This window comes from Tsukamurella ocularis (genome assembly GCF_965138335.1).
In the GTDB taxonomy this organism is placed as follows: Bacteria; Actinomycetota; Actinomycetes; order Mycobacteriales; family Mycobacteriaceae; genus Tsukamurella; species Tsukamurella ocularis_A.
Genome location: NZ_CBCSDV010000003.1, coordinates 138,309 through 162,098, shown reverse-complemented (window position 1 = coordinate 162,098; position 23,790 = coordinate 138,309). Strand labels below are relative to the sequence as shown.

The 23,790-nt window shown below is 71.2% G+C and carries 24 protein-coding genes; 11 read left to right on the top strand and 13 right to left on the bottom strand.

The features are described from left to right. The first annotated feature begins 5 nt into the window (after positions 1-5). Entirely contained in the window at positions 6-584 is a 579-nt protein-coding gene (locus ACNAYW_RS05110) for a TetR/AcrR family transcriptional regulator (RefSeq protein ID WP_415848673.1), read from the top strand. Between the two features lie 28 nt (positions 585-612). Here ACNAYW_RS05110 and ACNAYW_RS05105 read toward each other — a convergent pair whose 3' ends face one another. After that, entirely contained in the window at positions 613-1,059 is a 447-nt protein-coding gene (locus tag ACNAYW_RS05105; protein WP_415848672.1) for an SRPBCC family protein, read from the bottom strand. A 194-nt stretch (positions 1,060-1,253) separates the two neighbouring features. Here ACNAYW_RS05105 and ACNAYW_RS05100 point away from each other — a divergent pair, with 194 nt between their 5' ends. The 3 genes from ACNAYW_RS05100 to ACNAYW_RS05090 all read left to right on the top strand — a co-directional run bounded on the left by ACNAYW_RS05100 (position 1,254) and on the right by ACNAYW_RS05090 (position 3,539). Next, entirely contained in the window at positions 1,254-2,240 is a 987-nt protein-coding gene (locus ACNAYW_RS05100; protein WP_415848731.1) for an AurF N-oxygenase family protein, read from the top strand. Between the two features lie 100 nt (positions 2,241-2,340). Beyond that, positions 2,341-2,958, top strand: coding sequence for a ClpP family protease (locus ACNAYW_RS05095; RefSeq protein ID WP_415848671.1), 618 nt, complete (start codon positions 2,341-2,343; stop codon positions 2,956-2,958). After that, complete coding sequence (locus ACNAYW_RS05090) at positions 2,955-3,539, top strand: ClpP family protease (RefSeq protein WP_415848670.1); 585 nt, start codon at positions 2,955-2,957, stop codon at positions 3,537-3,539. Before ACNAYW_RS05095 ends, ACNAYW_RS05090 begins: the two co-directional genes overlap by 4 nt. A gap of 19 nt (positions 3,540-3,558) precedes the next feature. On the opposite strand, the gene ACNAYW_RS05085 is transcribed toward ACNAYW_RS05090, so the two are convergent. Then, positions 3,559-3,912, bottom strand: a complete 354-nt coding sequence (locus ACNAYW_RS05085; protein ID WP_415848669.1) for a helix-turn-helix domain-containing protein — start codon at positions 3,910-3,912, stop codon at positions 3,559-3,561. Between the two features lie 85 nt (positions 3,913-3,997). Between ACNAYW_RS05085 and ACNAYW_RS05080 the strand changes: the two genes are divergently transcribed. Then, positions 3,998-4,999, top strand: a complete 1,002-nt coding sequence (locus ACNAYW_RS05080; RefSeq protein ID WP_415848668.1) for a glycoside hydrolase family 3 N-terminal domain-containing protein — start codon at positions 3,998-4,000, stop codon at positions 4,997-4,999. A 44-nt stretch (positions 5,000-5,043) separates the two neighbouring features. Here ACNAYW_RS05080 and ACNAYW_RS05075 read toward each other — a convergent pair whose 3' ends face one another. Genes ACNAYW_RS05075 through ACNAYW_RS05065 form a run of 3 tightly spaced genes read right to left on the bottom strand, consistent with a single transcriptional unit; the run spans position 5,044 to position 9,209 of the window. Further along, positions 5,044-7,254 (bottom strand): glycoside hydrolase family 3 C-terminal domain-containing protein, encoded by a 2,211-nt coding sequence (locus ACNAYW_RS05075; protein ID WP_415848667.1) that lies wholly within the window; start codon positions 7,252-7,254, stop codon positions 5,044-5,046. A gap of 44 nt (positions 7,255-7,298) precedes the next feature. Next, positions 7,299-8,153, bottom strand: coding sequence for a Sir2 family NAD-dependent protein deacetylase (locus ACNAYW_RS05070; protein ID WP_415848730.1), 855 nt, complete (start codon positions 8,151-8,153; stop codon positions 7,299-7,301). A gap of 39 nt (positions 8,154-8,192) precedes the next feature. Beyond that, positions 8,193-9,209 (bottom strand): magnesium and cobalt transport protein CorA, encoded by a 1,017-nt coding sequence (locus tag ACNAYW_RS05065; RefSeq protein ID WP_415848666.1) that lies wholly within the window; start codon positions 9,207-9,209, stop codon positions 8,193-8,195. A 112-nt stretch (positions 9,210-9,321) separates the two neighbouring features. On the opposite strand from ACNAYW_RS05065, the gene ACNAYW_RS05060 reads away from it, so the two are divergent. Both ACNAYW_RS05060 and ACNAYW_RS05055 read left to right on the top strand, forming a co-directional pair. Continuing rightward, positions 9,322-10,692, top strand: coding sequence for an MFS transporter (locus tag ACNAYW_RS05060; protein ID WP_415848665.1), 1,371 nt, complete (start codon positions 9,322-9,324; stop codon positions 10,690-10,692). Positions 10,693-10,705: 13 nt separating this feature from the next. Then, positions 10,706-12,061 (top strand): MFS transporter, encoded by a 1,356-nt coding sequence (locus ACNAYW_RS05055; protein ID WP_415848664.1) that lies wholly within the window; start codon positions 10,706-10,708, stop codon positions 12,059-12,061. A gap of 33 nt (positions 12,062-12,094) precedes the next feature. Here the strand turns inward: ACNAYW_RS05055 and ACNAYW_RS05050 are convergent, their stop codons facing one another. Then, positions 12,095-12,808, bottom strand: a complete 714-nt coding sequence (locus ACNAYW_RS05050; RefSeq protein ID WP_415848663.1) for an SIMPL domain-containing protein — start codon at positions 12,806-12,808, stop codon at positions 12,095-12,097. Between the two features lie 918 nt (positions 12,809-13,726). Between ACNAYW_RS05050 and ACNAYW_RS05045 the strand changes: the two genes are divergently transcribed. Next, positions 13,727-14,629 (top strand): hypothetical protein, encoded by a 903-nt coding sequence (locus ACNAYW_RS05045; RefSeq protein ID WP_415848662.1) that lies wholly within the window; start codon positions 13,727-13,729, stop codon positions 14,627-14,629. Positions 14,630-14,655: 26 nt separating this feature from the next. After that, positions 14,656-15,261 carry a TetR/AcrR family transcriptional regulator gene (locus ACNAYW_RS05040; protein WP_415848661.1) on the top strand — a complete coding sequence of 202 codons (606 nt, stop codon included), beginning with the start codon at positions 14,656-14,658 and terminating at the stop codon, positions 15,259-15,261. Positions 15,262-15,264: 3 nt separating this feature from the next. On the opposite strand, the gene ACNAYW_RS05035 is transcribed toward ACNAYW_RS05040, so the two are convergent. From ACNAYW_RS05035 to ACNAYW_RS05010, 6 genes are all read right to left on the bottom strand, one after another. Further along, positions 15,265-16,017: an isocitrate lyase/PEP mutase family protein gene (locus tag ACNAYW_RS05035; protein ID WP_415848660.1), complete on the bottom strand. Its 753-nt coding sequence runs from the start codon at positions 16,015-16,017 to the stop codon at positions 15,265-15,267. 123 nt (positions 16,018-16,140) lie between these two features. Further along, positions 16,141-16,530, bottom strand: coding sequence for an ectoine synthase (locus ACNAYW_RS05030; RefSeq protein ID WP_415848659.1), 390 nt, complete (start codon positions 16,528-16,530; stop codon positions 16,141-16,143). Then, entirely contained in the window at positions 16,527-17,825 is a 1,299-nt protein-coding gene (gene ectB, locus ACNAYW_RS05025) for a diaminobutyrate--2-oxoglutarate transaminase (RefSeq protein ID WP_415848658.1), read from the bottom strand. The genes ACNAYW_RS05030 and ectB overlap by 4 nt, the downstream gene beginning before the upstream one ends. Positions 17,826-17,862: 37 nt before the next feature. Continuing rightward, positions 17,863-18,393, bottom strand: a complete 531-nt coding sequence (gene ectA / locus ACNAYW_RS05020; protein WP_415848657.1) for a diaminobutyrate acetyltransferase — start codon at positions 18,391-18,393, stop codon at positions 17,863-17,865. 109 nt (positions 18,394-18,502) lie between these two features. Further along, entirely contained in the window at positions 18,503-19,381 is an 879-nt protein-coding gene (locus tag ACNAYW_RS05015) for a Vgb family protein (RefSeq protein WP_415848656.1), read from the bottom strand. Then, the gene (locus ACNAYW_RS05010) at positions 19,378-20,241 is read right to left on the bottom strand and encodes a ribokinase (protein WP_415848655.1); all 864 of its coding nucleotides are present in this window, start codon (positions 20,239-20,241) and stop codon (positions 19,378-19,380) included. The genes ACNAYW_RS05015 and ACNAYW_RS05010 overlap by 4 nt, the downstream gene beginning before the upstream one ends. Before the next feature lie 40 nt (positions 20,242-20,281). On the opposite strand from ACNAYW_RS05010, the gene ACNAYW_RS05005 reads away from it, so the two are divergent. Continuing rightward, complete coding sequence (locus ACNAYW_RS05005) at positions 20,282-20,662, top strand: VOC family protein (RefSeq protein WP_415848654.1); 381 nt, start codon at positions 20,282-20,284, stop codon at positions 20,660-20,662. A gap of 99 nt (positions 20,663-20,761) precedes the next feature. Continuing rightward, complete coding sequence (locus ACNAYW_RS05000; RefSeq protein ID WP_415848653.1) at positions 20,762-22,183, top strand: LLM class flavin-dependent oxidoreductase; 1,422 nt, start codon at positions 20,762-20,764, stop codon at positions 22,181-22,183. Here the strand turns inward: ACNAYW_RS05000 and ACNAYW_RS04995 are convergent. Next, positions 22,156-23,760: an alkaline phosphatase D family protein gene (locus tag ACNAYW_RS04995; protein ID WP_415848652.1), complete on the bottom strand. Its 1,605-nt coding sequence runs from the start codon at positions 23,758-23,760 to the stop codon at positions 22,156-22,158. The genes ACNAYW_RS05000 and ACNAYW_RS04995 overlap by 28 nt on opposite strands. Between the last annotated feature and the right edge of the window lie 30 nt (positions 23,761-23,790).

Genomic DNA, 23,790 nt, shown 5'->3' with positions numbered 1-23,790 from the left:
CGACGATGCCACCCCACGGAGAGACCCGACGCCGCATGCTCGATGCGGCGATCGCGGTGATGCGGGAGCGCGGCGCTGTCGGTCTGTCGGTGGACGAGGTGCTCGCGCGGAGCGGCGCGCCGCGCGGGTCGGTGTACCACCACTTCCCCGGCGGGCGCGCGGAACTGCTGCGCCGCACCGTGGAGCATGCGGGGGAGTCCTACACGGGGATGATCGAGCGGGCCGCGGCGGGCGGGGCGCCGGCGGCGATCGAACGCATGGTGCGGTTCTGGCGGGAGGTGTTGGTGGACAGCGACTTCCGTGCCGGGTGTCCTATCGTGGCGGCGGCGGTCAATCCGGGGCCCGGCGGCGACGAGCTGGCCGGACAAGCTGCCGCCGTCTACGACGGCTGGCACCGCGCGGTCGCCGACGCCTTCGCCGCGGACGGGGCCTCCCGGGACCGCGCGGACGCGCTCGCCACCACCGTCCTGGCGGCGCTCGACGGGGCCGTCTCGCTCTCCCGGGTCCGCCGCGACCTCGCGCCGCTCGACACGGTCGCCGCCACGCTTCGTGGGCTGGCGGCCGAAGGCCTGCCCACCGGCTGACCGACGGGGCCGGCCGGAGCGGGCCGGTTCAGACCTGGGCGCCCTCGAGGTCGCGCCGCAGGGCGGCCTCGGAGGCCTTGACGGCCTGCACGGCGAAGGGCTCGATGATCATGCCGAGCGCCTTGCCGGCGAGTCCGCCGGGAAGCTCGTAGGTGAACTCGACGGCGAGCTCGGTGACGTCGTCGCCGGCGGCGCTGAACGTCCAGCGCGAGGTGGTCTTGAAGCCCGCGATCGAGGTCAGCGTGATGAGACGGTCCTCCTCGAACTCCGTCACCCGCACGACCGAACCGATCTCCTTCGGGCCGATCTTGACGGCGGAGTCGTACGTGGCGCCGAGGCCGTAGTCCTTCTCGCCCTGCGGGACGAACCGGCTGATCCCGAAGAACCACTGCGGCACGGTCCGGTAGTCCGCGACGTGGGCGAACGCGGTGCTCACGGGGACGGACGCGGTCGCGGTGTGGTGGATGGTGGTCATGGAGCCTCCGGCCTCGGCGATCAGGGACGACGTACGTATGGGACCCGGTGTCCCGGGTGACCACCGGCGACCCTACATGCCCCACCAGCGGATTCATACATTCAGGTAGGAAGTGTCCATCATCGTGGTACATTTTTGTCAGAACTGTGTCAGCCCAACAGGAGGAGTCCGTCGTGGCACTGCACATCACCCACATGGGTCGCACCCGCGGCCGCCCGTTCCCGGGGCAGGCGGAGTACGAGCAGACCCTGCAGGACCTGTCCGAGGCCTCCGTGCAGCGCAACTTCGACCCCTACGTCGACATCGACTGGGATTCGCCGGAGCTGGCGGTGACGCCGGACGATCCGCGGTGGATCCTCGACTCCCGCTTCGATCCGATCGGTCGTACCGAGTGGTACCGGGCGCAGCCGCGCGCCAAGCAGATCGAGATGGGCATGTGGCGCCAGGCCAACGTGGCCAAGGTGGGGCTGCAGTTCGAGTCGGTGCTGATCCGCGGCATCATGCAGTACACCGCCCTGCAGCCGAACAACTCCCCGGAGTTCCGCTACGCCACGCACGAGGCGAAGGAGGAGTGTCAGCACACGCTGATGTTCCAGGAGTTCGTCAATCGGATCGGGATGGACGTCCCCGGCGGTCCGCTGTGGTTCCGCCGCCTGTCGCCGCTCATCCCGTTGGCGGCCACCACCTTCCCGATGATCTTCTACATGGGCGTCCTCGGCGGCGAGGAGCCGATCGACCACGTGCAGAAGCAGTTCCTGCGCTCCGGCATCGAACAGCACCCCACGATGACCGCGGTCATGCAGCTCCACGTGGCGGAGGAGGCGCGGCACATCTCCTTCGCTCATCAGCTGCTGGAGCACCGGATCCCCACGCGCGGCGCCTTTCCTCGGTTCCTGCTCTCGCTGGCGCTGCCGCTCGTCATGCGCTCGCTGCTCACGGCGATCGCGGTGCCGCCGCGGCAGTTCCGCAAGCGTTTCGACATCCCCCGCGAGGTGTGGAAGGAGATGTACTGGCGCTCGCCCGAGTCCCAGGCGATGAAGCGCGAGGTCTTCGGCGACGTGCGGCTGCTGGCCGAGAAGACGAAGCTGATGAACCCGGTCTCTCGCGTGCTGTGGCGCGTCCTCGGCATCGACGGTCGCGTCTCGCGCTTCCGCAGCGAGCCCGCCTACTCCGCCGGCTGACCGGCCCCCACCGATCCGCCTGGAGCGGAACTGCCGTGAGCGGTTCCGCCCCAGGCGGATTCGTCTGTCCACGGCCCGGAGTCGGCGCAATCATGGGTGCATGAGTGATAACCCGAAGGTCCCGCACTTCACCGAGGGCGTGCGCCGCGAGCTCTACGACCGCCGGGTCGTGATCCTCGACGGTCCGCTCGACGACGACAACGGCTCCCTCCTCGCCACCCAGATCCTCTCGCTCGCCTCCGCAGGTTCGGCCGACATCGCGCTGTGGATCCACTCGCCCGGCGGCTCCGTCCCGTCGATGCTCGCGATCCGCGACGTGATGCGGCTCGTCCCGTGCGACGTCTCCACGCTGGTCCTGGGCATCGCGTACAGCGCCGGGCAGTTCCTGCTCTCGGCCGGCGCACCGGGCAAGCGCCGCGCCCTCCCGCACGCCCGCGTCCTCATGCACCAGGGCTCCGCGGGCATCGGCGGCACCGCGGTCGACATCGAACTGCAGGCGGGCGACCTGCGGCACACCCGGGACACCGTGCTGGGCCTGATCGCCGAGGACACCGGCCGTCCCCTGGAGCAGATCTTCGAGGACTCGCTGCACGACCGCTGGTACACGGCGGAGCAGGCCCGCGAGTACGGGTTCATCGACGAGATCGTGGATTCGTTCGACACCGTCGTGCCGGTCCGGCGGCGCGCGGGGTTCGACCTGACGGGAGCCGTCCGATGAGCACCTACACCATCCCCAACGTCATCGATCGACGGCCGAACGGCGAGCGGATCACCGACGTCTACTCGCACCTGCTGTCGGAGCGGGTCGTCTACCTCGGCACCGCGATCGACGCGGGCGTCGCGAACGCGATCGTCGCGCAGCTGCTCTTCCTCGCCTCCGACGGCGACGGCGAGATCCAGTTGTACATCAACTGCGAGGGCGGCGATCCCAGCGCGGCGCTCGCGATCTACGACACGATGCGCTACATCCGGCCCGCCATCGCGACCACGTGCGTCGGCCAGGCCGTCGCGGTCGGCGCGCTCCTCCTCGCGGGCGGCGCCCCCGGCCGTCGGATGGGCCTGCCCCACGCGCGGGTGGTGCTGCACCAGCCCTCCGCACAGGGGCGCGGCACCATCCCCGACCTGATCCTCCAGGCCGACGAGGTGATCCGCGTCCGGGCGCAGATGGAACAGGTGCTGGCGCGGCACACCGGGCGGACGACCGCCGAGCTGCGGGCCGATACCGATCACGACCGGGTCTTCACCGCCGAGGCGGCCGTCGCCTACGGCCTCATCGACGAGGTGATCGAGGAGGCCTGACGGCGCACGGCCCGACGGTTCATGCGGCCAGCGCCAGCAGGCGCGGCCCCGGAGCGGTGGGGGCGGGGGAGACCGGGCCCGGCGCGGGTGCCGGCCGGGCGGTCAGATCGAGGCGCAGGACAGGGCGGGCGGCACCCAGGCGGCGGCCCACCTCGACCGCGACGGCGCCGACGCCGGTGCCGAGCGCCCCGGCGATCGCGGCCAGCATCTCGCTCGACGGGTCCTTGAGGCCGCGCTCGATCTCCGAGAGGTACTGCGGTGAGATCCCCGCGCGCTCGGCGGTGTCGGCCAGTCGCTCGCCCCGCTCGTGCCGCAGCCGGCGCAGATGGGCGCCGAGCTCGTGCCGGAACAGTGCCTCGCTGCGGGTCTCCATGGCCTCACGCTACGACGGGCGGGGTCCCGGCACCGTCGGATCCGCTGTGAGCAGCGCGGGCGATGATTGCGTACCCTCCATGGGCATGGTGGACTTCGACCGTAGAGCGTTCCTCGTCGCGGGCACGGGCGCCGTGCTGTCGACCCTCACAACGGTCGCCGCGGGCAGGGTCGCCGCGGCGCCCGCTCCGGGGCAGAAGGTCGTGTACTCCTACCGCGGTCTCACGCCGCCCGCGGAACTGCTGACCAAGGTCTCGCAGGGGCGCGTGGGCGGCATCATCTTCTTCTCGGAGAACATCTCCTCGGCGGCCCAGCTCGGCGAGGTGACGGCCGAGTTCCGCAGGGCGGCGAAGGGCCCGCTGACGCTCCTCACCGACCAGGAGGGCGGCCGGGTCAACCGTGTGCCCGGCGGTCCCGCGGCGTCCGCGAAGCAGGTGGGCGCGTCGGCCGACCCGGCGGCGGCAGCCCGAGCGCAGGGCGCAGCGGCCGCCGCGGTCCTGGGCGGGGCCGGGATCAACGGCGACCTGGCCCCCGTACTGGGCGTCCATCGGTCCGCCGGCGACTTCCTGGACAGCACGCAGCGGAGCTTCTCGTCCGACCCGAAGGTCGTCGGGGATTGCGCCGCAGCCTTCATCCAGGCCGCGCAGGGCGCGGGAGTCTCGGCGTGCGCCAAGCACTTCCCGGGTCTCGGCGCGGCTTCGTCCGGGGCGAACACGGACCTGACCACGGTCACCGTCGACCTGCCCGCTGCGACCCTGCAGTCGGTCGACATGGCGCCGTACGCCGCCGCGATTGCGGCGGGCGTGCGGATGGTGATGCCGTCCTGGGCCGTCTACCCCGCCCTCGACCCGGCGAACCCGGCCGGCATGTCCCGGACGATCCTGCAGACCCACCTACGCGGGCGGCTCGGGTTCCGGGGCACCATCATCACCGACGCTCTGGAGGCGGGAGGCCTCGCCGCGTACGGCTCCACGGGGAACCGGGCGGTTGCGGCGGTCCGGGCCGGCGCCGACCTGCTGTGCTGCTCCGCCCGGGACGTCGCCCAGGGCGACGAGGCCGCGCAGGCACTCGAGCGCGCCGGTCTCTGACCGCGCGCCTGCTCTGAGCAGAGCGGTCCCGATCGTCAACGCGATCACTGCCCGGCGATCACGGCCTCCAGCTGCGCCCGCGCCTCGTCACCGGCAGGACCGGGCAGCATGTCGAGTGCCTTGCCGAGCGGCATCGATCCGGCGAGCTCCAGCAACTGGTCGACGGGCATGCCGCCCGTCGATCCGGCCAGCGCCGCGCGGAAGCCCTCGCCCGCGACGGGGTGCGCCGCCCATTCCGCGATCGTCGACTCCATTCCCAGCGGCTCGACGATCACGTCGCCGTCGAGCGCGATGGTGGAGTCCACGTCGATGTCCGCGCTGCTGCGGCCCGCCTCGAGCGTGTAGTCGCCGGGCGCGACCACCCAGTCGCCGCGGTTCGCGTCCCAGTGGGCGAACGCCCGCCGCGGCAGCGCGAGCGTGACCGTAGTCGAGGCGCCGGGGTCGAGCGCGACCTTGCGGAACGCGGCCAGGGATCGTCGCGGGCGGAACACCGGGCCGGGCCCGCCGCCGACGTACAGCTGCACCACGTGGCTGCCCGCGCGGTCGCCGGTGTTGGTGACCCGGACGGTCGCGGTCGCGGTGTCCGCGCCGGTGACCTCGGCGACGAGGTCGTCGATCGCGAACGTCGTGTAGCCGAGCCCGTGCCCGAACGGGTAGCGCGGTGCGATCCGCCGGGTGGTGTACCAGCGGTAGCCCACGAGGAGGCCCTCGCCGTAGCGCACGGCGCCCAGCTCGCCGGGGAAGTTCCCGAACGCGGGCGTCTCCTCCAGGCGGTGCGGGATCGTCTCCGCGAGCCGGCCCGACGGTTCCGCGAGCCCGACGAGCAGGTCGGCGATCGCCGCCCCGCCGCCCTGGCCGAGGAGGAAGGCCTCGAGGATCGCGTCCACCTCGTCGTGCCACGGCTCCAGCTCGACCACCCCGCCGCCGACCAGTACGACGACGGTCCGCGGCGCCGCGGCGGCGACCGCGCGCAGCAGTTCCACCTGGTGCGGGGCGATCGCGAGATCGGGTCGGTCGAAGCCCTCGGACTCCTCGGATTCGGTGAGACCGACGAAGACCACGGCTACCGCGGACCGGTCGGCCGCCGCGACCGCCTCGGCGCGGAGCGCGGCAGGGTCGTCGTCGTCCGATCCGTAGCCCGCCGCGAACTCCACATCGAACCCCAGGCCGGCGCCGCGCGCGGCGATCTCGTCGAGCGGCACGTCGACCCGGGCGGCGTTGATGTGGCTCGACCCGCCGCCCTGGTAGCGCGGGGTACGGGCCAGTTCGCCGATCACGGCGACCGGGCCGGCCCCCGGCGCGAGGGGGAGCGCGCCGTTCTCGTTGCGCAGCAGGACGGCGCACTCCGCCGCGGCCTCCCGTGCGAGTGCGTGGTGCGCGTCCAGGTCCGGCGCGGGTTCGTCGTCCGACGGTGCCCACCGCGTCAGGTCGATCACGCGCTGCGCCGCGCGGGTCACCGCGGCCTCGTCGAGCTCGCCGGACCGCACCGCCGCGACGATCCGCGCCGTGCTGGCGGGGCCGTGCGGCATCTCCAGGTCGAGTCCGGCGCGCACCGCGGCGACGGGATCGTGCACGGCGCCCCAGTCGGAGACGAGGAGGCCGTCGTAGCCCCATTCGTCCCGCAGCACCGTCGTCAGCAGCCAGGCGTTCTCCGAGGCGTAGACGCCGCCGATGCGGTTGTACGAGCACATCACGGTCGCGGGCGCCGCGTCCCGCACGACGCGCTCGAAGGCGGGCAGATAGATCTCGCGGACGGTGCGCGGGTCGGCGTCGACGCTGATCCGCATACGCTCCGTCTCCTGGTTGTTGAGGGCGAAGTGCTTGACCGAGGCGCCCGCGCCGCCGCCCTGCAGGCCCTGCACCTGGGCGGCGCCGAGCGCGCCCGCGAGGAGCGGGTCCTCGGAGTAGTACTCGAAGTTGCGGCCGCACAGCGGATGCCGCTTGATGTTCACGCCGGGGCCGAGCACGACGGCGACGCCGAGCGCCCGCGCCTCCGCCGCCACGGCCGCGCCGATCCGTCGCGCGAGGTCGGGGTTCCAGCTCGACCCCACGGCGACGGCCGGCGGGAAGCAGGTCGCGGGCGCAGCCTCGTTCAGTCCGAGGTGGTCGGAATCGCCCACCTGGCGGCGCACGCCGTGCGGGCCGTCGGTCAGCACGATCGACGGCACCCCGGGGGCCGTGGCGGTGGTCCAGAAGTCGGCGCCCGTCAGCAGGCGGGCACGGTCCTCGAGCGACAGGTCGGCGGCGGTGCTCACAGGGGATCCTCTCGGTGCGGTGCGGTGCGGTGCGGTGTCAGGGATCAGGGGGCGGCGAGGTGGTGCAGTGCCGTCGCCACATCCACGTCGACGGTGACGTCGGCCAGCTCGTCGCCCCGCGTGCGCCCGCGGTTGACGATGACGACGGGCGTGCCCCGCCGGTGCGCGTGCCGCACGAAGCGCAGGCCCGACATCACGGTGAGCGAGCTGCCGAGCACCAGGAGCGCCTCGGCACCGTCGACCATGGCGAACGCGCGCTCGACGCGCGGCTTGGGCACGGACTCCCCGAAGTAGACGATGTCGGGCTTGAGGATGCCGCCGCACGCGCCGCAGTCGACCATGGTGAAGTCGGTCGTGTCCTCGACCACGACGTCGGCGTCCGGGGCCACCTCGAGCGCGCCGCGGCCGGCGACGCGGGCGACGAAGCCGGCGTTGAGTGGCTCGAGCTGCGCGTGCAGGCGGTGGCGGCTGATGCGGTTCTCACAGGTCAGGCACCGCACCTGCGCGTAGTTGCCGTGCAGGTCGATCACGCCGCGCGAGCCGGCTTTGAGGTGCAACAGGTCGACGTTCTGCGTGATCACCCCGGTCACGCCGGGCAGGCCGGCCAGCGCGCGGTGCGCGGCGTTGGGCAGCGCGGCGTCCATGTGCCGCCAGCCGAGGTGGTTGCGGGCCCAGTACCGGCGCCGGAACTCGGCGGAGCCGAGGAACTGCTGGAGCGTCATCGGGGTCCGACGGGGCGCCCCGGGGCTGCGGTAGTCGGGGATGCCGGATGCGGTGGAGACGCCTGCGCCGGTGAGCGCGACGATGCGGCGGCCGCGCAGCAGCGCGCGGGCCCGATCGAGCCGATCGGCGTAATCCGGGTCCGGCGTGGTCGCCGCCGCCGGCTCCCAGGCGGGCATCGCAGTGCGCACGGTTCCAGGCTACGTCGATGCGCAGAATCAGTCGGTGGAGCCCAGCGGATTCTCGGGCATCGCGTCCTTGCGCCGGAGCCACACGCTGAGGGCGATGAGCGGCACGAAGAGGCCGCACACGCCCAGGATCAGGAACTGCCACGGGCCGCCGATGTGGTCGACGAGCCAGCCGAAGTTCTGGCCGAAGAAGCCGGTCATGAAGGTGAGCGGCAGGAAGATGGTGGACAGTATCGTGAGCCGCTCGATCGTCGAGCTCTGCCGCGCCGCGGAGTGCGCCTGCTGCACCGAGACGACGGCGATGTTCGCCTGCAGGATGGTCCCGAGCAGGTCGCGCTGGGCGGAGACCTCCTCGTTGACCAACTGGAGGCGGTCGTAGACGTCGCGCAGGTAGGGGGAGAGGCGCTCCTCGCCGAGGCTCTTGCCGACGGCGTTGACCACCGCGAGCAGGGGGTGCGCGGCGCGGTAGAAGTTCGTCACCTCGCGGCGCAGGAGGTAGATCCGCTCGGTGGGCGCGACGGCGCCGGAGAAGACGGTCGCCTCGATCTGTTCGATGTCGTGCTCGAGGCCGGCGACCACGGGCTCGTAGCCGTCGACGACCTGGTCGAGGATCGCCCACAGCACGGCGTCGGTGCCCAGCGCGAGCAGTTCGGGCTTCTGCTCGAGCCGCGCACGTGCCTCGTGCAGCTCGCTCGCCACGCCCTGCCGCACGGTGATGACGAAGTTCTTCGCGACGAAGACGCTGATCTCGCCGAAGTCGACCTCCTCGCGGGCGTCGTCGTAGCGCGCCGTCCGCAGGATGACGAGCTTCACCGAGGCCTCGAAGTCCTCGACCTTGGGGCGCAGGTGGTAGTCCTGCGCGTCCTCGACGGCGAGTTCGTGCAGGTCGAAGGCCTCGCGGACGGACTCCATCTCCGCGGGGGTCGGCTCGAACAACCCGAGCCAGACGAAGCCGTTCTCGGTGCACAGGCGGGCCGCGTCCAGGGGCGCGAGGGTCTCCTCGGCCTGCCGGGCGCCACCCAGGTAGTGGGCGCAATCGACGATCACTCCCGTGATTCAACTCCACGTCGCGCGTCCGCGCGCGGGATCGCACCGGCCGTTCGCCCGGCGGCCACCGCCCGGACAGCGGTGTATTCGTTTATCGAAGTATATTTCGACGATGACCACCGAGACCTCGCAGGCACCGTCTATCGCGGCGCGGCTGGACCGGTTGCCCATGACGCGGCTGCACTTCGCCGCGGTGGGCGTGATCGGGCTGGGGCTGTTCTTCGACCAGTACGAGAACTTCCTCGCGGCGACCATCGCGACGGTGCTGAAGAAGGACTTCGCGCTCGGCCCCGACGAGCTCAAGCTGCTGCTCGCGTCCGCGTTCATCGGCCAGTTCATCGGCGCGCTGTTCATGGGCCGCCTCGCGGACCGGTACGGCCGGCGCACCGCCTTCATGATCAACCTCGCGCTGTACTCGGCGATGTCGCTCGTCGGCGCGTTCAGCCCGAACGCCGCCTTCCTGGTGGTCACCCGGTTCATCGCCGGGATCGGCATCGGCGGCGAGTTCGCCCTGGCCGACTCGTACCTCTCGGACATCCTGCCGAAGAACGTGCGCGGCAAGTACATCTCACTGGCGTACGTGGTCTCCTTCCTCGGCGTTCCGGTCGTCGGCTTCGCCGCGCGCTGGCTCACCCCGCAGGTGTTCGATCTCGGCGGGGCCGAGGTGCAGGGGTGGCGGCTGCTGTTCGTCTTCGGCGCCCTCGGTTCGCTCCTCGTGTGGCTGGTCCGACGGGGCCTGCCGGAGTCGCCGCGCTGGCTGGAGGCGCAAGGCCGGTACGACGAGGCCGACGCGATCGTGCGGCGTCTGGAGGCGCGGGCGGTGCAGGAGGGGAAGGTGCTCGCCGAACCCGATGGGGCGCTCCGCCCGGTGACGTCCCGGTCGATCACGGTCCGGGCGCTGTTCCGGCCGCCCTACCGCCGGCGCACCGTCATGCTGTGGATCGTCTCCGCGCTGGAGGTCTTCGGCTACTACGGGTTCGGCACCATCGCGCCGCTCGTCCTCCTGGCCAAGGGCTATTCGATCCAGACCTCGCTGCTGTTCGTGGCACTGTCCTACATCGGCTACCCGCTGGGCGCGGCGCTCGCTGTGCCGATCGTCGAGCGGATCGAGCGACGGTACCTCGTGATCGGTTCGGCCGGCCTGATGGCCGCCTTCGGTCTGTGGTTCGGCTTTGCCGCGGCGCCGGTGCAGATCGTCGTGGCAGGCTTCCTCTACACGCTCGCGTCGAACCTGTTCTCCAACGCCTACCACGTCTATCTGGCGGATTCCTACCCCACGGCCATCCGGGGGACCGCCGCCGGCGCCGCGTACTCCCTGTCGAAGCTGGTGACCGCGTTTCTTCCGTTCGTTCTGCTTCCCATTCTCGACGAGCGTGGCAGCGTGTGGGTGTTCGCGGTGGTGGCGGCGGCGATGATCGCCCTGATGATCACGGTGGCCGCCCTCGGCCACCGGAGCACGGGCCGCTCCGCCGACGAGGTCTAGGACGGAAGGCATCATGACGGAATCGAGTGCGACGACGCCCGTCTCGTCGCGGGCGGAGACCCGGCGAGCGATCTGGAACACCCTGCGCGGCAGCTCGGGGAACCTGGTCGAGTGGTACGACGTCTACGTCTACACGGTCTTCGCGACGTACTTCGAGAGCCAGTTCTTCGACAAGGCCGACAAGAACTCCACCGTCTACGTGTACGCGATCTTCGCGGTCACGTTCGTCATGCGACCGGTCGGCTCGTGGTTCTTCGGCCGGTACGCCGACCGGAAGGGGCGCCGGGCGGCGCTCACCATGAGCGTCTCCCTCATGGCCGCGTGCTCGTTCATCATCGCGATCGTGCCCGGCCGCGAGACGATCGGCATGGCGGCCGCGGTGATCCTCGTCCTGTGCCGCCTGGTGCAGGGCTTCGCGACAGGCGGTGAGTACGGGACCAGCGCGACGTACATGTCCGAGGCCGCCACGCGGGAGCGGCGCGGCTTCTTCTCCTCGTTCCAGTACGTCACCCTCGTCGGAGGCCACGTGCTGGCGCAGTTCATGCTGCTCGTGCTGCTGGGGATCTTCTCCAAGGCCCAGGTGTCCGACTTCGGCTGGCGCATCGCCTTCTTCGTCGGCGGCATCGCGGCGATCGTCGTCTTCTGGCTGCGCCGCACGATGGACGAATCCCTCTCGGAGGAGCAGCTCGCCGCGATCCGCGACGGCGAGGACACCAGCTCGGGCACCATGCGCGAGCTGCTCACCGGCTACTGGCGGCAACTGGTGCTGTGCTTCCTCATCACGATGGGCGGCACGCTGGCCTTCTACGTCTACAGCGTCAACGCCCCGGCGATCGTCAAGACGGCGTACTCGGACCACGCGCTGACCGCGACGTGGGTCAACCTGATCGGCCTGATCTTCCTCATGCTCATCCAGCCGATCGGCGGCATGATCAGCGACCGAATCGGGCGCAAGCCGATGCTCGTCTTCTTCGGCGTGGGCGGCGTCTGCTACACCTACTTCCTCATCACCTACCTGCCGACGCTGCACGTCGCGATCGCCTCGCTCGCGATGGTGTGCTTCGGCTACGTGATCATCACCGGCTACACGTCGATCAACGCGCTGGTGAAAGCGGAACTGTTCCCCTCGCACATCCGGGCCCTCGGAGTGGGGATCGGTTACGCCCTGGCCAACTCGATCTTCGGCGGCACCGCGCCGCTGATCTATGAGGCCGCCAAGAAGTCCGGGCACGTGCCGTGGTTCATCGCCTACGTCACGATCACCATCGGGATCTCGCTGTTCGTCTACATCTTCTTCCTGCGCAACAAGTCCGAGACCTACCTCGACCGGGAGCGCGGGAGCGCCTTCGTGGTCGACGGTGCGCGGTAGCCGGGCACGAGGCAGGTTCGCCGACCCGATGGGTCAGGTGCTCGGGTCCGCGACGAATCGCGCCTCGACCGAGGCGGCGACGGAGATGTCCTCGGGCGTCTGCTCGATGTACCGGCGGGGCGCGGGTTCCGCGCCGAGTGGTGCCGGGAGGATCTCGCCGGCGTCGCCGTCCGGGGCGCCGGGTGCGCCGCCCAGAGGTGATCGCGGGGATGACGAGCGCAACAGGCCGGGTTCGGCGATGGACACGGCCCGAACGGGGCCGAGTCCGAGGGCATCGGCGTACACCTGAGCGCGGTCCCGAGCGTCCCGAGCGGCGCCCGCCCGCGCGTCCGCCTCGGCAGCGGCCAGGCTCGCCTCCGTGATGCTCCAGCGGGTGCGGTCGATCGCGCCACCGTCGACTTGCGCGATCGCCCCGGTGAACCGATTGAGCGCATCGAAGTCGGAGAACTCGGCGGTGATCCGCATGCTCGCGTAGTGCTCGTCGTCGAGCCGATCTCCCTCATTGGTCCAGCGCTGGTGCGCGCCGACCTCGAGATCCGACGCGGTCCAGTCGGTGACCGGTCCGCTGTCCGGATGGTGCAGGTATCGCAGTTCGGTGGTCAGCTGTTCCGTGCCGGCGGCGGTGGCCTCGAAGATGCGCTTCTTCCTGGGCCCGACGTGCCGGACGGTGAGGTGGATCGTCGCGCGTTCCGCCGGAACGGCGACCTCGTGCCGGCCGCGCACCGTGAAATCGACTGGATTGGTCATACCGCCGGACACTAGACCGGGCCTCCGACAGGTTTCGACCGACCGATCAACCGAGTTCGCGGGCGGCCGCGGAGATCCAGTTGCCGAACTCCACGGCGAGGTGCCACTGGTGCTGGCGTAGGAAGCGCGCCGGGACGAGGGCCGGGAACTCAACGGTGAGCAGCGCCTCGAGCGCGCCGTCGCGGTCGCGCAGCTGATGTCGGACGCCGCCGATGCGGGTCCCGTCGTCCAGTAGCGCGAGGCCGGCGATCTGGATCGGGTATGCCGGATCGGCCGCGGTGCTCAGGCGGTCGGTGCGGGTGTAGTCGACGAGGAAGCGGGACGCGGTGGGCGTGCCGCCGGTGGTCTCCACGACCTCCTGTCGACCGTCGGGCAGGCCCCGGAGCAGGTAGTGATCCGGGCAGGCGGCCAGCATCGCGGCCTCGCGATTCGATGCGGTCAGGTCGTCGAACCACGCGGCGAATCGCTCGGCGGAGACGCCGGGCGCCTCCAGCCTGGTCACCGAGGTCGCAGTGCGGCCGCGGCTGGCCGCGACGCTGGCGCGGGTGGTGAGCTCCGAGAGCGCGAGCTCGCGCCGGAGGAGGGAGTACATGCCGGCGTGCCCGAGTCGCGTCTTCATCGCCGTGAGGGCCTCGCGCTGCGCGGCNATCNGGGCGCGCAGCGNGTCCGCGATCGGGTGCTCCGGAAGCAGCTCGGCCGTGCCTCGCGGTCCGAGTCCCGATGCGAGCCTGCGGAACACGGCGCGCACGCGCCGCTCCTCCCATGCTCTCACGTGATCGGGTGCGACCCGTCGGTCGTCGATGAAGGTCCTGATGCCGTCGTGGTCCGTCATGCGTGGCCGCCTGCTCCTCGGGTCTTGACACGTGATCGCTGTCACCCCATTCTAACTTTTAACGCTATGAATGGAAGCGTTAAGAGATGGAGGTCACGATGCCGGGTGTCCACCCGAGTAGGCGGCGGTTCCTCGCGGGAGCCGCGGGAGCGGGGTTCGCGGCAGTCGTCGCGACGACGGGCGCGGGCCGGGTGATCGCGGAACCCGCCGGGCAGCCGGGGATCCGGACGCGACTGGCCGGCGTACCGGTGTCGCAGGCGAGCGTCCGGGCGTGGGAGCGCCGTCGCGTGCCGATCGCCGCGGTACGCCTGCTGCGCGACCACCCCGGCGTGGCCGCAGGGGAACTGCGCGCGCTCGTCGACCGCGGCTCTGTCGCGCCGTCGGATCTCCCCGCCGCGCGCGCCGATCTCGCTCGCACGCGCGATCGACTCGGGGCCGACCGCATCCGCGAGATGCTCGCCCCGGAGACGGCGATCGCGGGTGCCGCGACGCTCGTCGCGAAGGCGGCGTCGGGTGGGCGATGGGCGATCGCGGACACCGAGATCACGGCGCCGCGAGGCACCGCCGAGGGGATGGCCGAGTGGTTCACGCGGGAGCGAACGACCGACGATCGACCGACGTGGACCGGCGCGTGCCCCGACCACTACGTGATCGTCACCGGCCGCGACGGTCGGCAGGAGGTGATCGAGGTGACCGGCGGAGCGGTGCTGCCCCTGCGGTTCTTCGTCGACTACGCGGACGTCGGGGCGGTCCCGATCCCGCGGGACCCGACGTACCCGCTCGAGGTCGCCGGTACGGCCTCCTTGGCGACGGGGGAGATGATCGGCGGCGTGCGCCACCAGTTCCGCACGCTCCCGGGCGGCGGGTTCCGCAGCCGGCTCCGGGTCGCCTTCCCTGCGGCGGTCCCGGGCCTGTACGTCACGGAGCACCAGTGGCACCTCGCCGTCGAGTTCGGCAATTGGGTGGACGCCTACCTCGCCTCGGCATGACGGCCGCGGTCGCGTAGAACTGGGGTATGGACCAGGACGAGGCGCCCCGTCGGCGCACGGGCGGGAGGTCGGCGCGCGTCCGGGAAGCGGTGCTGGCGGCGGCGCTCGCGCAGGTGGCCGACCACGGCTTCGAGGGCCTGCGCATCGCGGAGGTCGCGACCCGGGCCGGTGTCGCGGAGACCACGGTCTACCGCCGGTGGCCCACGCCGACCGCTCTCGTCGCCGACGCCGTCACGGAACTGGCGGCGCAGGGCAATCCCGCCCCGGACACCGGAGACCTGCGCGGGGACCTGCTCCAGGTCGCGCGCCAGATCATCGCGCTCCTTGAGCAACCCGGACTGGCGCGGCTCGTGGGGACCACACTCGCGATGTCGCACGACGCCGAGGTCGACGCCGCGCGGGTCCGGTTCTGGGACGCGCGGTTCGCGAGCAACGCGCCCCTGATCGAGCGGGCTGTCTCCCGCGGTGAGATCCCCGGCGGGATCGTGCCGCGCGACGTGCTCGAGGCCGTGGCCGCGCCGATCTACTTCCGCGTCCTCGTGGGCGGCGCGCCGCCGGACGACGCGTTCGTCACTCGGTGCGTCGACGACGCCCTGGCGCTGGTCGCGTCCAGGGCGTCGCGCGAGGCCTGACGGTCAGCGCCAGCGGGCGAGCAGTTCGTTCGACCGCTCGGTGAGCGCCATCTGCCAGATCGGCCCGAAGCTGATCCGCCCCGCGCCGGCGGCCGCGAGCGCGGCCAGATCGTCGGTCGCAGGATTCGCGATCGCGTTGACGGGGAGCGGCAGAGCGTCCGCGAGGTGACGGAGCGTGGCCGCGTCGTGGAACGCGACGGGGTAGAGCGAGTCGGCGCCCGCGTCCGCGCACAGCCGCATCCGCGCGATGGCGCGCTCGACGCGATCCTCCGCCTCACCCACCTGGTTCTTGAAGATGTCGGTGCGGGCGTTGATCACCACGTGCACGCCCGCAGCGTCGGCGGCGGCGCGCAGCGCGGCGACCAGATCGGCGTGCTCCTGCGCGTCGCGGAACCGCCCGCCCTCGGAGTGCACGGTGTCCTCGATGTTGAGCCCCACCGCGCCGGCGCCCAGGAGCCCCTCGATGATCCGCTCCGGGGCCTGCCCGTAGCCCGACTCGATGTCGACGGACACGGGCACCGCGACGGCGGCGGTGATCTGGGCGACGCGGGTCATCGCCTCGTCGAAGGACATGCCCTCGCCGTCGGGCCTGCCGATCGAATCGGCCATCGGGTGCGAGCCCACCGTGAGCGCGGCGAAGCCGGCGGCGACGGCGGTGTTCGCCGACCACGCGTCCCAGGTGGTGGGCAGGACGACGGGATCGCCCTTGCGGTGCAGGGACTTCAGGGCGGTGGCCAGATCGGCGAGCGACGTCATGGCTCCAGTCTGGTGCATCGGAGCCGTGCGCGCACCGGTTCGGTCCCGGCGCACAGCGCGCATACCCTCCGGACGACCGATGCCCGACGGTGCGGGGCACCGTCGGGCATCGGAGGGGGAGGATCAGTCGACCGCGACCAGGGGGTAGACGCCGTTCTCGTCGTGCACCTCGGTGCCGACGACGGGCGGGTTGAAGACGCACAGCATGCGCATGCGGGTCTTCGTGGTCACGGTGTGGCGCTCGTTGCCGTCCAGCAGGTACATGGTGCCGGGGGCGAGCGGGTACTCGACGCCGGTCTCCCGGTCGAGCAGGGTGCCCTCGCCCTCCACGAGCCACACGGCCTCCACGTGGTTGGCGTAGTGGAACTCGTTGACGGTTCCGGGCTCGATCACGGTCTCGTGGAACGAGAAGCCGACCTTGTCGCCGCCGAGCACGATGCGCTTGCTGCGCCAGTGGCCGGCAGCGACGTCGCGCTCCGTGCCGGTGATCTCATCGGTGGTACGGACGATCATGCGGACAGTGCCTTTCGGGTCGCGGTGGCGAGGATGTCGAGTCCGAGGTCGAGGTCGGAATCGGTGATGGTCAGCGGCGGCAGCAGCTTGACCACCTCGTCCGACGGGCCGGAGGTCTCCGCGAGCAGGCCCTGCTCGTAGGCGGCGGCGCACACCTCGCCCGCCTTGTCGGCGTCGGTGAAGACCAGGCCCTGCACCATGCCGCGGCCGCGGTGGCTCAGCTGGTCCGGGAACTCGGCGCACAGCTCGGCGAAGCGCTTCTCGATGTGCGCGCCCTTGCGGAGCGTCTCCTTCTCGAGGACGTCGTCCGACCAGAACTCGTCGATCGCGTGCTTGGCGGTCACGAACGCGGGGTTGTTGCCGCGGAAGGTGCCGTTGTGCTCGCCGGGGCCCCACACGTCGAGCTCGGGCTTCATCAGCGTGAGTGCCATCGGCAGGCCGTAACCGCCGATCGACTTCGACAGGGTCACGATGTCCGGGGTGATCCCGGCCTCCTCGAAGGAGAAGAACGGACCCGTACGGCCGCAACCCATCTGGACGTCATCGACGATGAGCAGCATGTCGTGCCGCTCGCACAGCTCGGCCAGCGCGCGGAGCCACTCGGGGCGTGCGACGTTGACGCCGCCCTCGCCCTGCACGGTCTCGACGATGACGCCGGCCGGCTTGTTCAGGCCCGAGCCGGAGTCGGCGAGCACGGCCTCGAACCACTGGAAGTCCGGTGCCACCCCGTCGAAGTAGTTGTCGAAGGGCATCGGCGTGGCGTGCACCAGTGGGATACCGGCGCCGCCGCGCTTCATCGAGTTACCGGTCACCGACAGCGCGCCCAGCGTCATGCCGTGGAAGGCGTTGGTGAAGTTGATGATCGACTCGCGGCCCTTGACCTTGCGGGCCAGCTTCAGGGCCGCCTCCACCGTGTTGGTGCCCGTCGGGCCGGGGAACTGGACCTTGTAGTCGAGCCCGCGCGGCTTGAGGATCTTGTCCTCGAAGGTCTGCAGGAACTCGCCCTTCGCCACGGTCGACATGTCGAGCGAGTGCGTGATGTGGCCCTCGGAGATGTACTCGACCAGGGCCTGCTTCAGCTTCGGGTGGTTGTGCCCGTAGTTGAGGGCACCGGCGCCCGCGAAGAAGTCCAGGTAGCGGCGGCCGTCGCGATCGATGAGCCATGATCCCTCGGCGCGATCGAAGACGGCAGGCCAACCGCGCGAGTAGCTGCGCACCTGCGACTCGCGGGTGCTGAAGATCGAGGGCTGCTCGAAATCGGCAGTGCTGGTGTTCTCGTCGGTCAGGGTGGACATCGTGATCCTCCTAGTGGGCCGGCAGCGGCCCGGCCGGTCAGGCCGGGTCGATGATGTACAGCTGCTCGGGCTCGTGGGGGTCGGATTCAGTGGGGGAGATGTGGTGCGAGGCGAACAGATCGCGCACCGTCAGGGTGGAACGGCGCTTCTTCGCCACGGAGCCGAAGAGCTCCTGGGACGCCGTGTTGGATGCGGTGATCGTGGTCTCCAGGCGTGCAACGCCCTCCACCGCAAGATGATCCAACAGATCGATGAGCATACGCGAGGCGATGCCGTGGCCGCGATGGGCAGCGTCCACCGCCACCTGCCACACGAACAGGGTGTCCGGGCGGTCGGGGCGGCGGTACCCCGTGACGAAACCGGCGACGGCGCCGTCGCGCTCGGCGACGATCGACGAGTCGGCGAAGTCACGGCACAGCAGGGTGTACGCGTACGTCGAGTTGAGATCGAGAACCTCGGTATCCCGGGCGATCTCCCACAGTCGGATTCCGTCGTCGATCGACGGGCGTCGGGTGGTGACCCCCGTTTTTGCGGGGGCGGTGGGATCGCTCTTGTGAGACGGGCTCATCGCTTTCGACGCTAACAACAGGCATTGCGGAAGTCACCCGCGCTCGGAAATCGGTCACTGGAACGCGGGGGTATCCCCAGCGAGTCGGGTCAATGTGAGATAGGTCACATCAGGGCTGCGGCGGGGCCAGTCGCGCGAGCGAACCGGCCTCCAGCGCGGCCCACAGCGCACCGTCGGGGCCGAGGGTGATGCCGTGCGGCTCCGCGGCGGGCACCGGCAGCTCGTACCTGCGGATTCGTCCTTCCGCGTCGACCGAGCCGACGGCGTTGCCGGCCCATTCCGTGAACCACATGCGGCCGTCGGGACCGGCGCAGACCCCGTGCGGGCGGGCGGCGGCGTCGGGCAGCGGGTAGTGCGCCACGGCACCGTCGGGCGTGATCCGGCCGATCCGTCCCGCCCCGATCTCGACGAACCACAGCGCCGCGTCCGGCCCGGCGGCGATGCCCACGGGCGCGGAGCCGGGGGAGTCCAGGCCGACCACGGTGACGTTCCCGTCGGTGTCGATCCGGCCGATCGCGTCGGCCTGGTTGAGGGGGAACCACAGCGCCCCGTCGGGGCCGGCGGCGATCGCGGAGGGGAACGCGCCCGGAATCGGCAGGTCGAACTCGGTCACCTCACCCGTGACGGTCGCCCGCCCGATCCGGTGCGTGGCGGTCGCGGTGAACCACAGCGCGCCGTCGGGCCCCGTCGCGAGACCGAAGGGCCCGCTGCCGGGCGGGAGGTCGACGTGCGAGACCTCGCCGTCGACGGTGATCCGGCCGAGGCGGTGGGCGCGGTACTCGGTGAACCACAGGGCGCCGTCGGGCCCCGTCGTGATGATCGTGGGGCCGGTGTCCGGACCGACGGAATAGCGCACCGTCTCCCCGGTGGCCACGTCGTACCGGCCGATCTCGCCGCTCCCGACGAGCGTGAACCACAGGCCGCCGTCCGGCCCGGTGGTCAGGGCGTAGTGGCCCGCGCCGGGCACGTCGTGGGTCGTGATCGTCATCGAGCGGTCTCCTGGGCGGCGAGGAAGGCGTCCACCTCGTCGGCGGTCGGGGCGGCCGCGGCGCCGGCGGCCGTGGCGGTGAGAGCGCCCGCCGCGTTCGCGCGGCGCAGCCGTTCGGCAGGCGGGAGGCCCCAGTGCGCCGCGAGCGCCCCGGCGAAGGCGTCGCCGGCGCCGGTGGTGTCGACCACGTCCACCGGGAAGCCCGGGGTGTCGACGGTGCCGTCGGGGCCGGTCGCGCGGGCACCGTCGCCCCCGAGGGTCGTGACGACGTGCGGCACGCGGCGCACGACGTCCGCGAGGTCCTTCTCCTCGTCGCGGTTGACGATCACGCCGTCGAGGAGGTCGACGAGCTCGTCGGGGAGGGACTGCACGGGGCTGGGATTGAGGAGCACGACGGTGCCGGCCGCGCGTGCCGCGCGGGCCGCGTCGACGACAGCGGCCAGCGGGATCTCGAGCTGCAACAGCAGGACGTCCGCGTCGGCGATCGCGCTCCGGGCCGTGTCGCTCACGCGGACCTCGGCGTTCGCGCCGGGCACCACGACGATGTGGTTCTCGCCGGAGCCGTCGACGGTCACGTTCGCGAAACCGGTGCTGCCGGCGGTGCGCGTGACCAGCGAGACGTCCACCCCCGCCCCTGCGAGCGAGTCCAGGACCGTGCCCGCCGCGCCGTCGTCGCCGACCGCGCCGACGAACACCGTCGCGGCGCCGGACCGGGATGCGGAGCGGGCCTGATTCGCCCCCTTGCCGCCCTGCCCGAAGGCCACGGACACGCCCGTCACGGTCTCGCCCGGCTGTGGGAACCGTTCGCACACCGTGACCGCGTCCAGGTTCACGCTGCCCACCACGACCACCGACGTCATGCCCGCACCCTACGGCCCGCGCCGGACGTAGGCTCGGCGCATGACCATGATTCGTCCGTTCCTCATGTTCCAGGGCGCCGTCGCCGCGGAGGCGATCGACCTGTACGTCACGACGTTCGACGGGGCCGTGCTCAGCTCCGTGCCGCACGCGGATCCGAAGCACGGCATTCAGCTCGCCGAGCTGGTGATCAAGGGGCAGCACGTGTTGGTCAGCGACAGCTCGGTCGAGCACGCCTTCGACTTCACCCCGTCGACGTCACTGTTCGTGGACTGCGACGACCGCGAGGAACTCGAGCGCCTGACGGCGGCCCTCGGTGCGGGCGGGAAGACCTACATGCCGCTGGGCGAGTACGGGTTCTCGCAGGCCTTCGCCTGGATAGGGGACCGGTTCGGCGTGTCCTGGCAGCTCAACCTCGCCTGACGGTCCGCCGTACCGCCCCTCGGGCCGGCGAGGGGACGCTCGCGTCACGCTGAGTGCAAGCCTGGGCGGGTGGGGGCGCGCCGCCTAGCGTCGGCCCTCATGAGCCGTCAGATCCGTTTCAACGCCTTCGACATGAACTGCGTCGCCCACCAGTCCCCGGGCCTGTGGCGGCATCCGAAGGACCAGTCGCACCGCTACAAGGAACTGAGCTACTGGACGGACCTGGCGAAGCTGTTGGAGCGCGGTACCTTCGACGGCATCTTCATCGCCGACGTGCTGGGCATCTACGACGCCTACAACGGCAACGGCGACGCCGCGATCAAGCACGCCGCGCAGGTCCCCGTCTCCGATCCGATCCTGCTGGCCTCCGCCATCGCCGGCGCGACGGAGCACCTCGGCATCGGCATCACCGCCGGCACCGGTTTCGAGCACCCGTTCCCCTTCGCGCGCCGCCTCACGACGCTCGACCACCTCACGAACGGCCGGATCGGCTGGAACGTGGTGACGGGGTACCTGCCGTCGGCGGCGAAGAACATGGGGCAGCTCGACCAACTGCAGCACGACGAGCGCTACGACCACGCCGACGAGTATCTGGAGGTGCTCTACAAGCTGTGGGAGGGATCGTGGGAGGACGACGCGGTGATCCGCGACCGGGAGACCGGCGTGTTCACCGACCCGTCGAAGGTGCACCCGATCAATCACCGCGGCAAGTACTTCGACGTGCCCGGCATTCACGTGGGTGAGCCCTCGCCGCAGCGCTCGCCCGTCATCTACCAGGCCGGGGCGTCGCCGCGCGGGCTGGCGTTCGCGACGGGGAACGCCGAGGCGATCTTCGTGGCGGCGCCCACCAAGGCGATCCTGAAGAAGGTCGTGCGGACCATCCGCGAGGGCCTCGTCGCGAACGGCCGCGATCCGTACTCGGCCAAGGTCTACACGCTGCTCACCATCGTCACCGACGAGACGGAGGCGAAGGCGCAGGCGAAGCTGGAGGAGTACCACCGCTACGCCAGCATCGAGGGTTCGCTCGTCTTCATGTCCGGATGGATGGGCGTGGACCTCGGCGCCTACGACCCGAGCGACCCGGTGGGCGACGTGCAGTCCAACGCCATCATCTCGGCCGTCTCCAACTTCCAGCAGGCCGACCCGTCGGGCAAGGACTGGACCGTCGAGGACATCGGCAAGTGGGGCCGCATCGGCGGCATGGGCCCCGTGCTCGTCGGTTCCGCCGAACGCGTCGCCGACGAGCTGCAGGAGTGGGTCGAGGAGACCGACGTCGACGGCTTCAACCTCGCCTACGCGATCACGCCGGGGACCTTCGAGGACATCGTCGAGTTCATCGTCCCGGAGCTGCGCCGACGGGGCGTGTACCCGGACACCTACGTCCCCGGCACTCTGCGGCACAAGCTGTTCGGGCAGGGTGACCGGCTCGCGGCCGATCACCCCGCCCAGCGCTTCCGTTACCCGGGGGCGGGATCCGATGCGGCCGCGCAGCGCTACGCGGGCGCCAGCTCCTTGGTGTAGAGCGAGGCGCCCTTGGCGTCGCGCAGGTGCACCGTCAGGGCGCGGGTGCCGCCGTCGATGCTGACGTGCCCGAAGTGCTGGAAGCCCTCGGCGGGGGAGACGTTCGCCTTGTCGGGGGCGTGCACGAACTCGTACTGCGCCCCGAAGGTCCCGTCGAGCGGGCTCTCGGGGAAGGCGCCGGCGTTGAGCGGGCCGGAGACGAACTCCCAGAACGGCGAGAAGTCCTGGAACGCCGCCTTGTCCGGGTGGTACGAGATCGCGGCGGTGTAGTGCACGTCGGCGGTCAGATACACCACGTTCTTCACGTCCTTGGTGCGGGAGAGGATGCGGGAGAAGGCGATCTCCCGGCCCAGCGGCGCGCCGTTATCGCCCTGCGCGACGGCCTCCATCGACTTCGGGCCGCCGTCCTTGGGATTGGTGGCGGCGTCGGGGACCACGATGCTCAGCGGCAGGTCGTTCGCGACCACCTTCCACACCGCCTTCGACGAGGTCAGGCCGTCGATGAGCCACTGGGTCTGCTTGTCGCCGAGGATGCCGGCGTCGTTCGAGGTGGCCCACGCGTCGGGGTTCGGGTCCTTGTAGCTGCGCATGTCGAGCACGAAGACGTCGAGCAACGGGCCGTACGAGATCTTGCGGTACAGGCGCCCGTCGGCGGCCTCCGTGGGCTGCACCGGCTGCCACTCGCGCCACGCCTGATACGCGAAGTCCGCCAGCTTGTTCACGTCGGTCTCGGTGTAGCCCTTGCGGTTCTGCCCCGCGAGGCTCTCGCCGGGGAACCAGTTGTTGACCACCTCGTGGTCGTCCCACTGGATCAGCTGCGGCACGGTCGCCGCGAACCGCCGGTAGTGCTCGTCGGTCAGGTTGTAGGCGTAGTTGCCGCGGAACTGGTCGAGCGTCTGCGCGACCTGGTTCTTGGCCTCGGCCGTGACGTTGCGGTACGTGTTGCCGTCGTTCTGCTTCTGCGTCTCCGGCACGGGGTTGTCGGCGTAGATCGCGTCGCCCGAGTGCAGGAAGAAGTCGGGCCGCGCATCGGCGATGGCCCCCATGATCGCCATGCCGCCGTCGCGGTTGATGCCCCAGCCCTGGCCCACCACGTCGCCGGACCAGGCGAAGCTCACGTTCCCGTTCGCCGACGGTGCCGTCCGGAACGTGCCGGCCACGGGCTCAGACGTCGCGCCGTTCTCGCCCTCGAGGGTGACGCGGTAGTGCACCGTCTGGCCGGGCTCCAGGCCTGTGATGCGGAACCGGCCGGCACCGTCGGACGACGGGGTCAGCTGCGGCCCCTCGAACCGGCGCGGGTTGCCGAAGGACTCCGACGAGGCCGTCTCGACGATCATCCGTGCCGGCGCGTCCGATCGGGCCCAGACCAGCGCACCGTCGGGGCGAGGGTCGCCGGTCGCGATGCCGTGCGTGAGGGACGGCCGGCCGCGGACCACGCCGGGCGACGAGGACGCCGCCGCGCCGTCCGACGAGCTGCCGCACGCGGAGAGCAGCGAACCGGCCGGAATCAGGAGGGCGCCGGCGGTGCCGGCCTTGAGGAGCGAACGACGCGAGAACTGCGAATCACTGAGGGGCATTGCGGAAACGATGCCGCAGTCCGGTTCCCG

Excerpts from the sequence above, each read along its gene's own strand:
- ACNAYW_RS05080 (WP_415848668.1), top strand. The coding sequence starts at position 3,998 with ATGGTGGACTTCGACCGTAGAGCGTTCCTCGTCGCGGGCACGGGCGCC.
- ACNAYW_RS05085 (WP_415848669.1), bottom strand. The coding sequence starts at position 3,912 with ATGGAGACCCGCAGCGAGGCACTGTTCCGGCACGAGCTCGGCGCCCAT.
- ACNAYW_RS05110 (WP_415848673.1), top strand. The coding sequence starts at position 6 with ATGCCACCCCACGGAGAGACCCGACGCCGCATGCTCGATGCGGCGATC.
- ACNAYW_RS05045 (WP_415848662.1), top strand. The coding sequence starts at position 13,727 with ATGGAGGTCACGATGCCGGGTGTCCACCCGAGTAGGCGGCGGTTCCTC.
- ACNAYW_RS05030 (WP_415848659.1), bottom strand. The coding sequence starts at position 16,530 with ATGATCGTCCGTACCACCGATGAGATCACCGGCACGGAGCGCGACGTC.
- ACNAYW_RS05005 (WP_415848654.1), top strand. The coding sequence starts at position 20,282 with ATGACCATGATTCGTCCGTTCCTCATGTTCCAGGGCGCCGTCGCCGCG.
- ACNAYW_RS05090 (WP_415848670.1), top strand. The coding sequence starts at position 2,955 with ATGAGCACCTACACCATCCCCAACGTCATCGATCGACGGCCGAACGGC.
- ACNAYW_RS05015 (WP_415848656.1), bottom strand. The coding sequence starts at position 19,381 with ATGACGATCACGACCCACGACGTGCCCGGCGCGGGCCACTACGCCCTG.
- ectB (WP_415848658.1), bottom strand. The coding sequence starts at position 17,825 with ATGTCCACCCTGACCGACGAGAACACCAGCACTGCCGATTTCGAGCAG.
- ACNAYW_RS05040 (WP_415848661.1), top strand. The coding sequence starts at position 14,656 with ATGGACCAGGACGAGGCGCCCCGTCGGCGCACGGGCGGGAGGTCGGCG.
- ACNAYW_RS05055 (WP_415848664.1), top strand. The coding sequence starts at position 10,706 with ATGACGGAATCGAGTGCGACGACGCCCGTCTCGTCGCGGGCGGAGACC.
- ectA (WP_415848657.1), bottom strand. The coding sequence starts at position 18,393 with ATGAGCCCGTCTCACAAGAGCGATCCCACCGCCCCCGCAAAAACGGGG.
- ACNAYW_RS05010 (WP_415848655.1), bottom strand. The coding sequence starts at position 20,241 with ATGACGTCGGTGGTCGTGGTGGGCAGCGTGAACCTGGACGCGGTCACG.
- ACNAYW_RS05105 (WP_415848672.1), bottom strand. The coding sequence starts at position 1,059 with ATGACCACCATCCACCACACCGCGACCGCGTCCGTCCCCGTGAGCACC.
- ACNAYW_RS05035 (WP_415848660.1), bottom strand. The coding sequence starts at position 16,017 with ATGACGTCGCTCGCCGATCTGGCCACCGCCCTGAAGTCCCTGCACCGC.
- ACNAYW_RS05070 (WP_415848730.1), bottom strand. The coding sequence starts at position 8,153 with ATGCCCGCCTGGGAGCCGGCGGCGGCGACCACGCCGGACCCGGATTAC.
- ACNAYW_RS05060 (WP_415848665.1), top strand. The coding sequence starts at position 9,322 with ATGACCACCGAGACCTCGCAGGCACCGTCTATCGCGGCGCGGCTGGAC.
- ACNAYW_RS04995 (WP_415848652.1), bottom strand. The coding sequence starts at position 23,760 with ATGCCCCTCAGTGATTCGCAGTTCTCGCGTCGTTCGCTCCTCAAGGCC.
- ACNAYW_RS05100 (WP_415848731.1), top strand. The coding sequence starts at position 1,254 with ATGGGTCGCACCCGCGGCCGCCCGTTCCCGGGGCAGGCGGAGTACGAG.
- ACNAYW_RS05095 (WP_415848671.1), top strand. The coding sequence starts at position 2,341 with ATGAGTGATAACCCGAAGGTCCCGCACTTCACCGAGGGCGTGCGCCGC.
- ACNAYW_RS05050 (WP_415848663.1), bottom strand. The coding sequence starts at position 12,808 with ATGACCAATCCAGTCGATTTCACGGTGCGCGGCCGGCACGAGGTCGCC.
- ACNAYW_RS05000 (WP_415848653.1), top strand. The coding sequence starts at position 20,762 with ATGAGCCGTCAGATCCGTTTCAACGCCTTCGACATGAACTGCGTCGCC.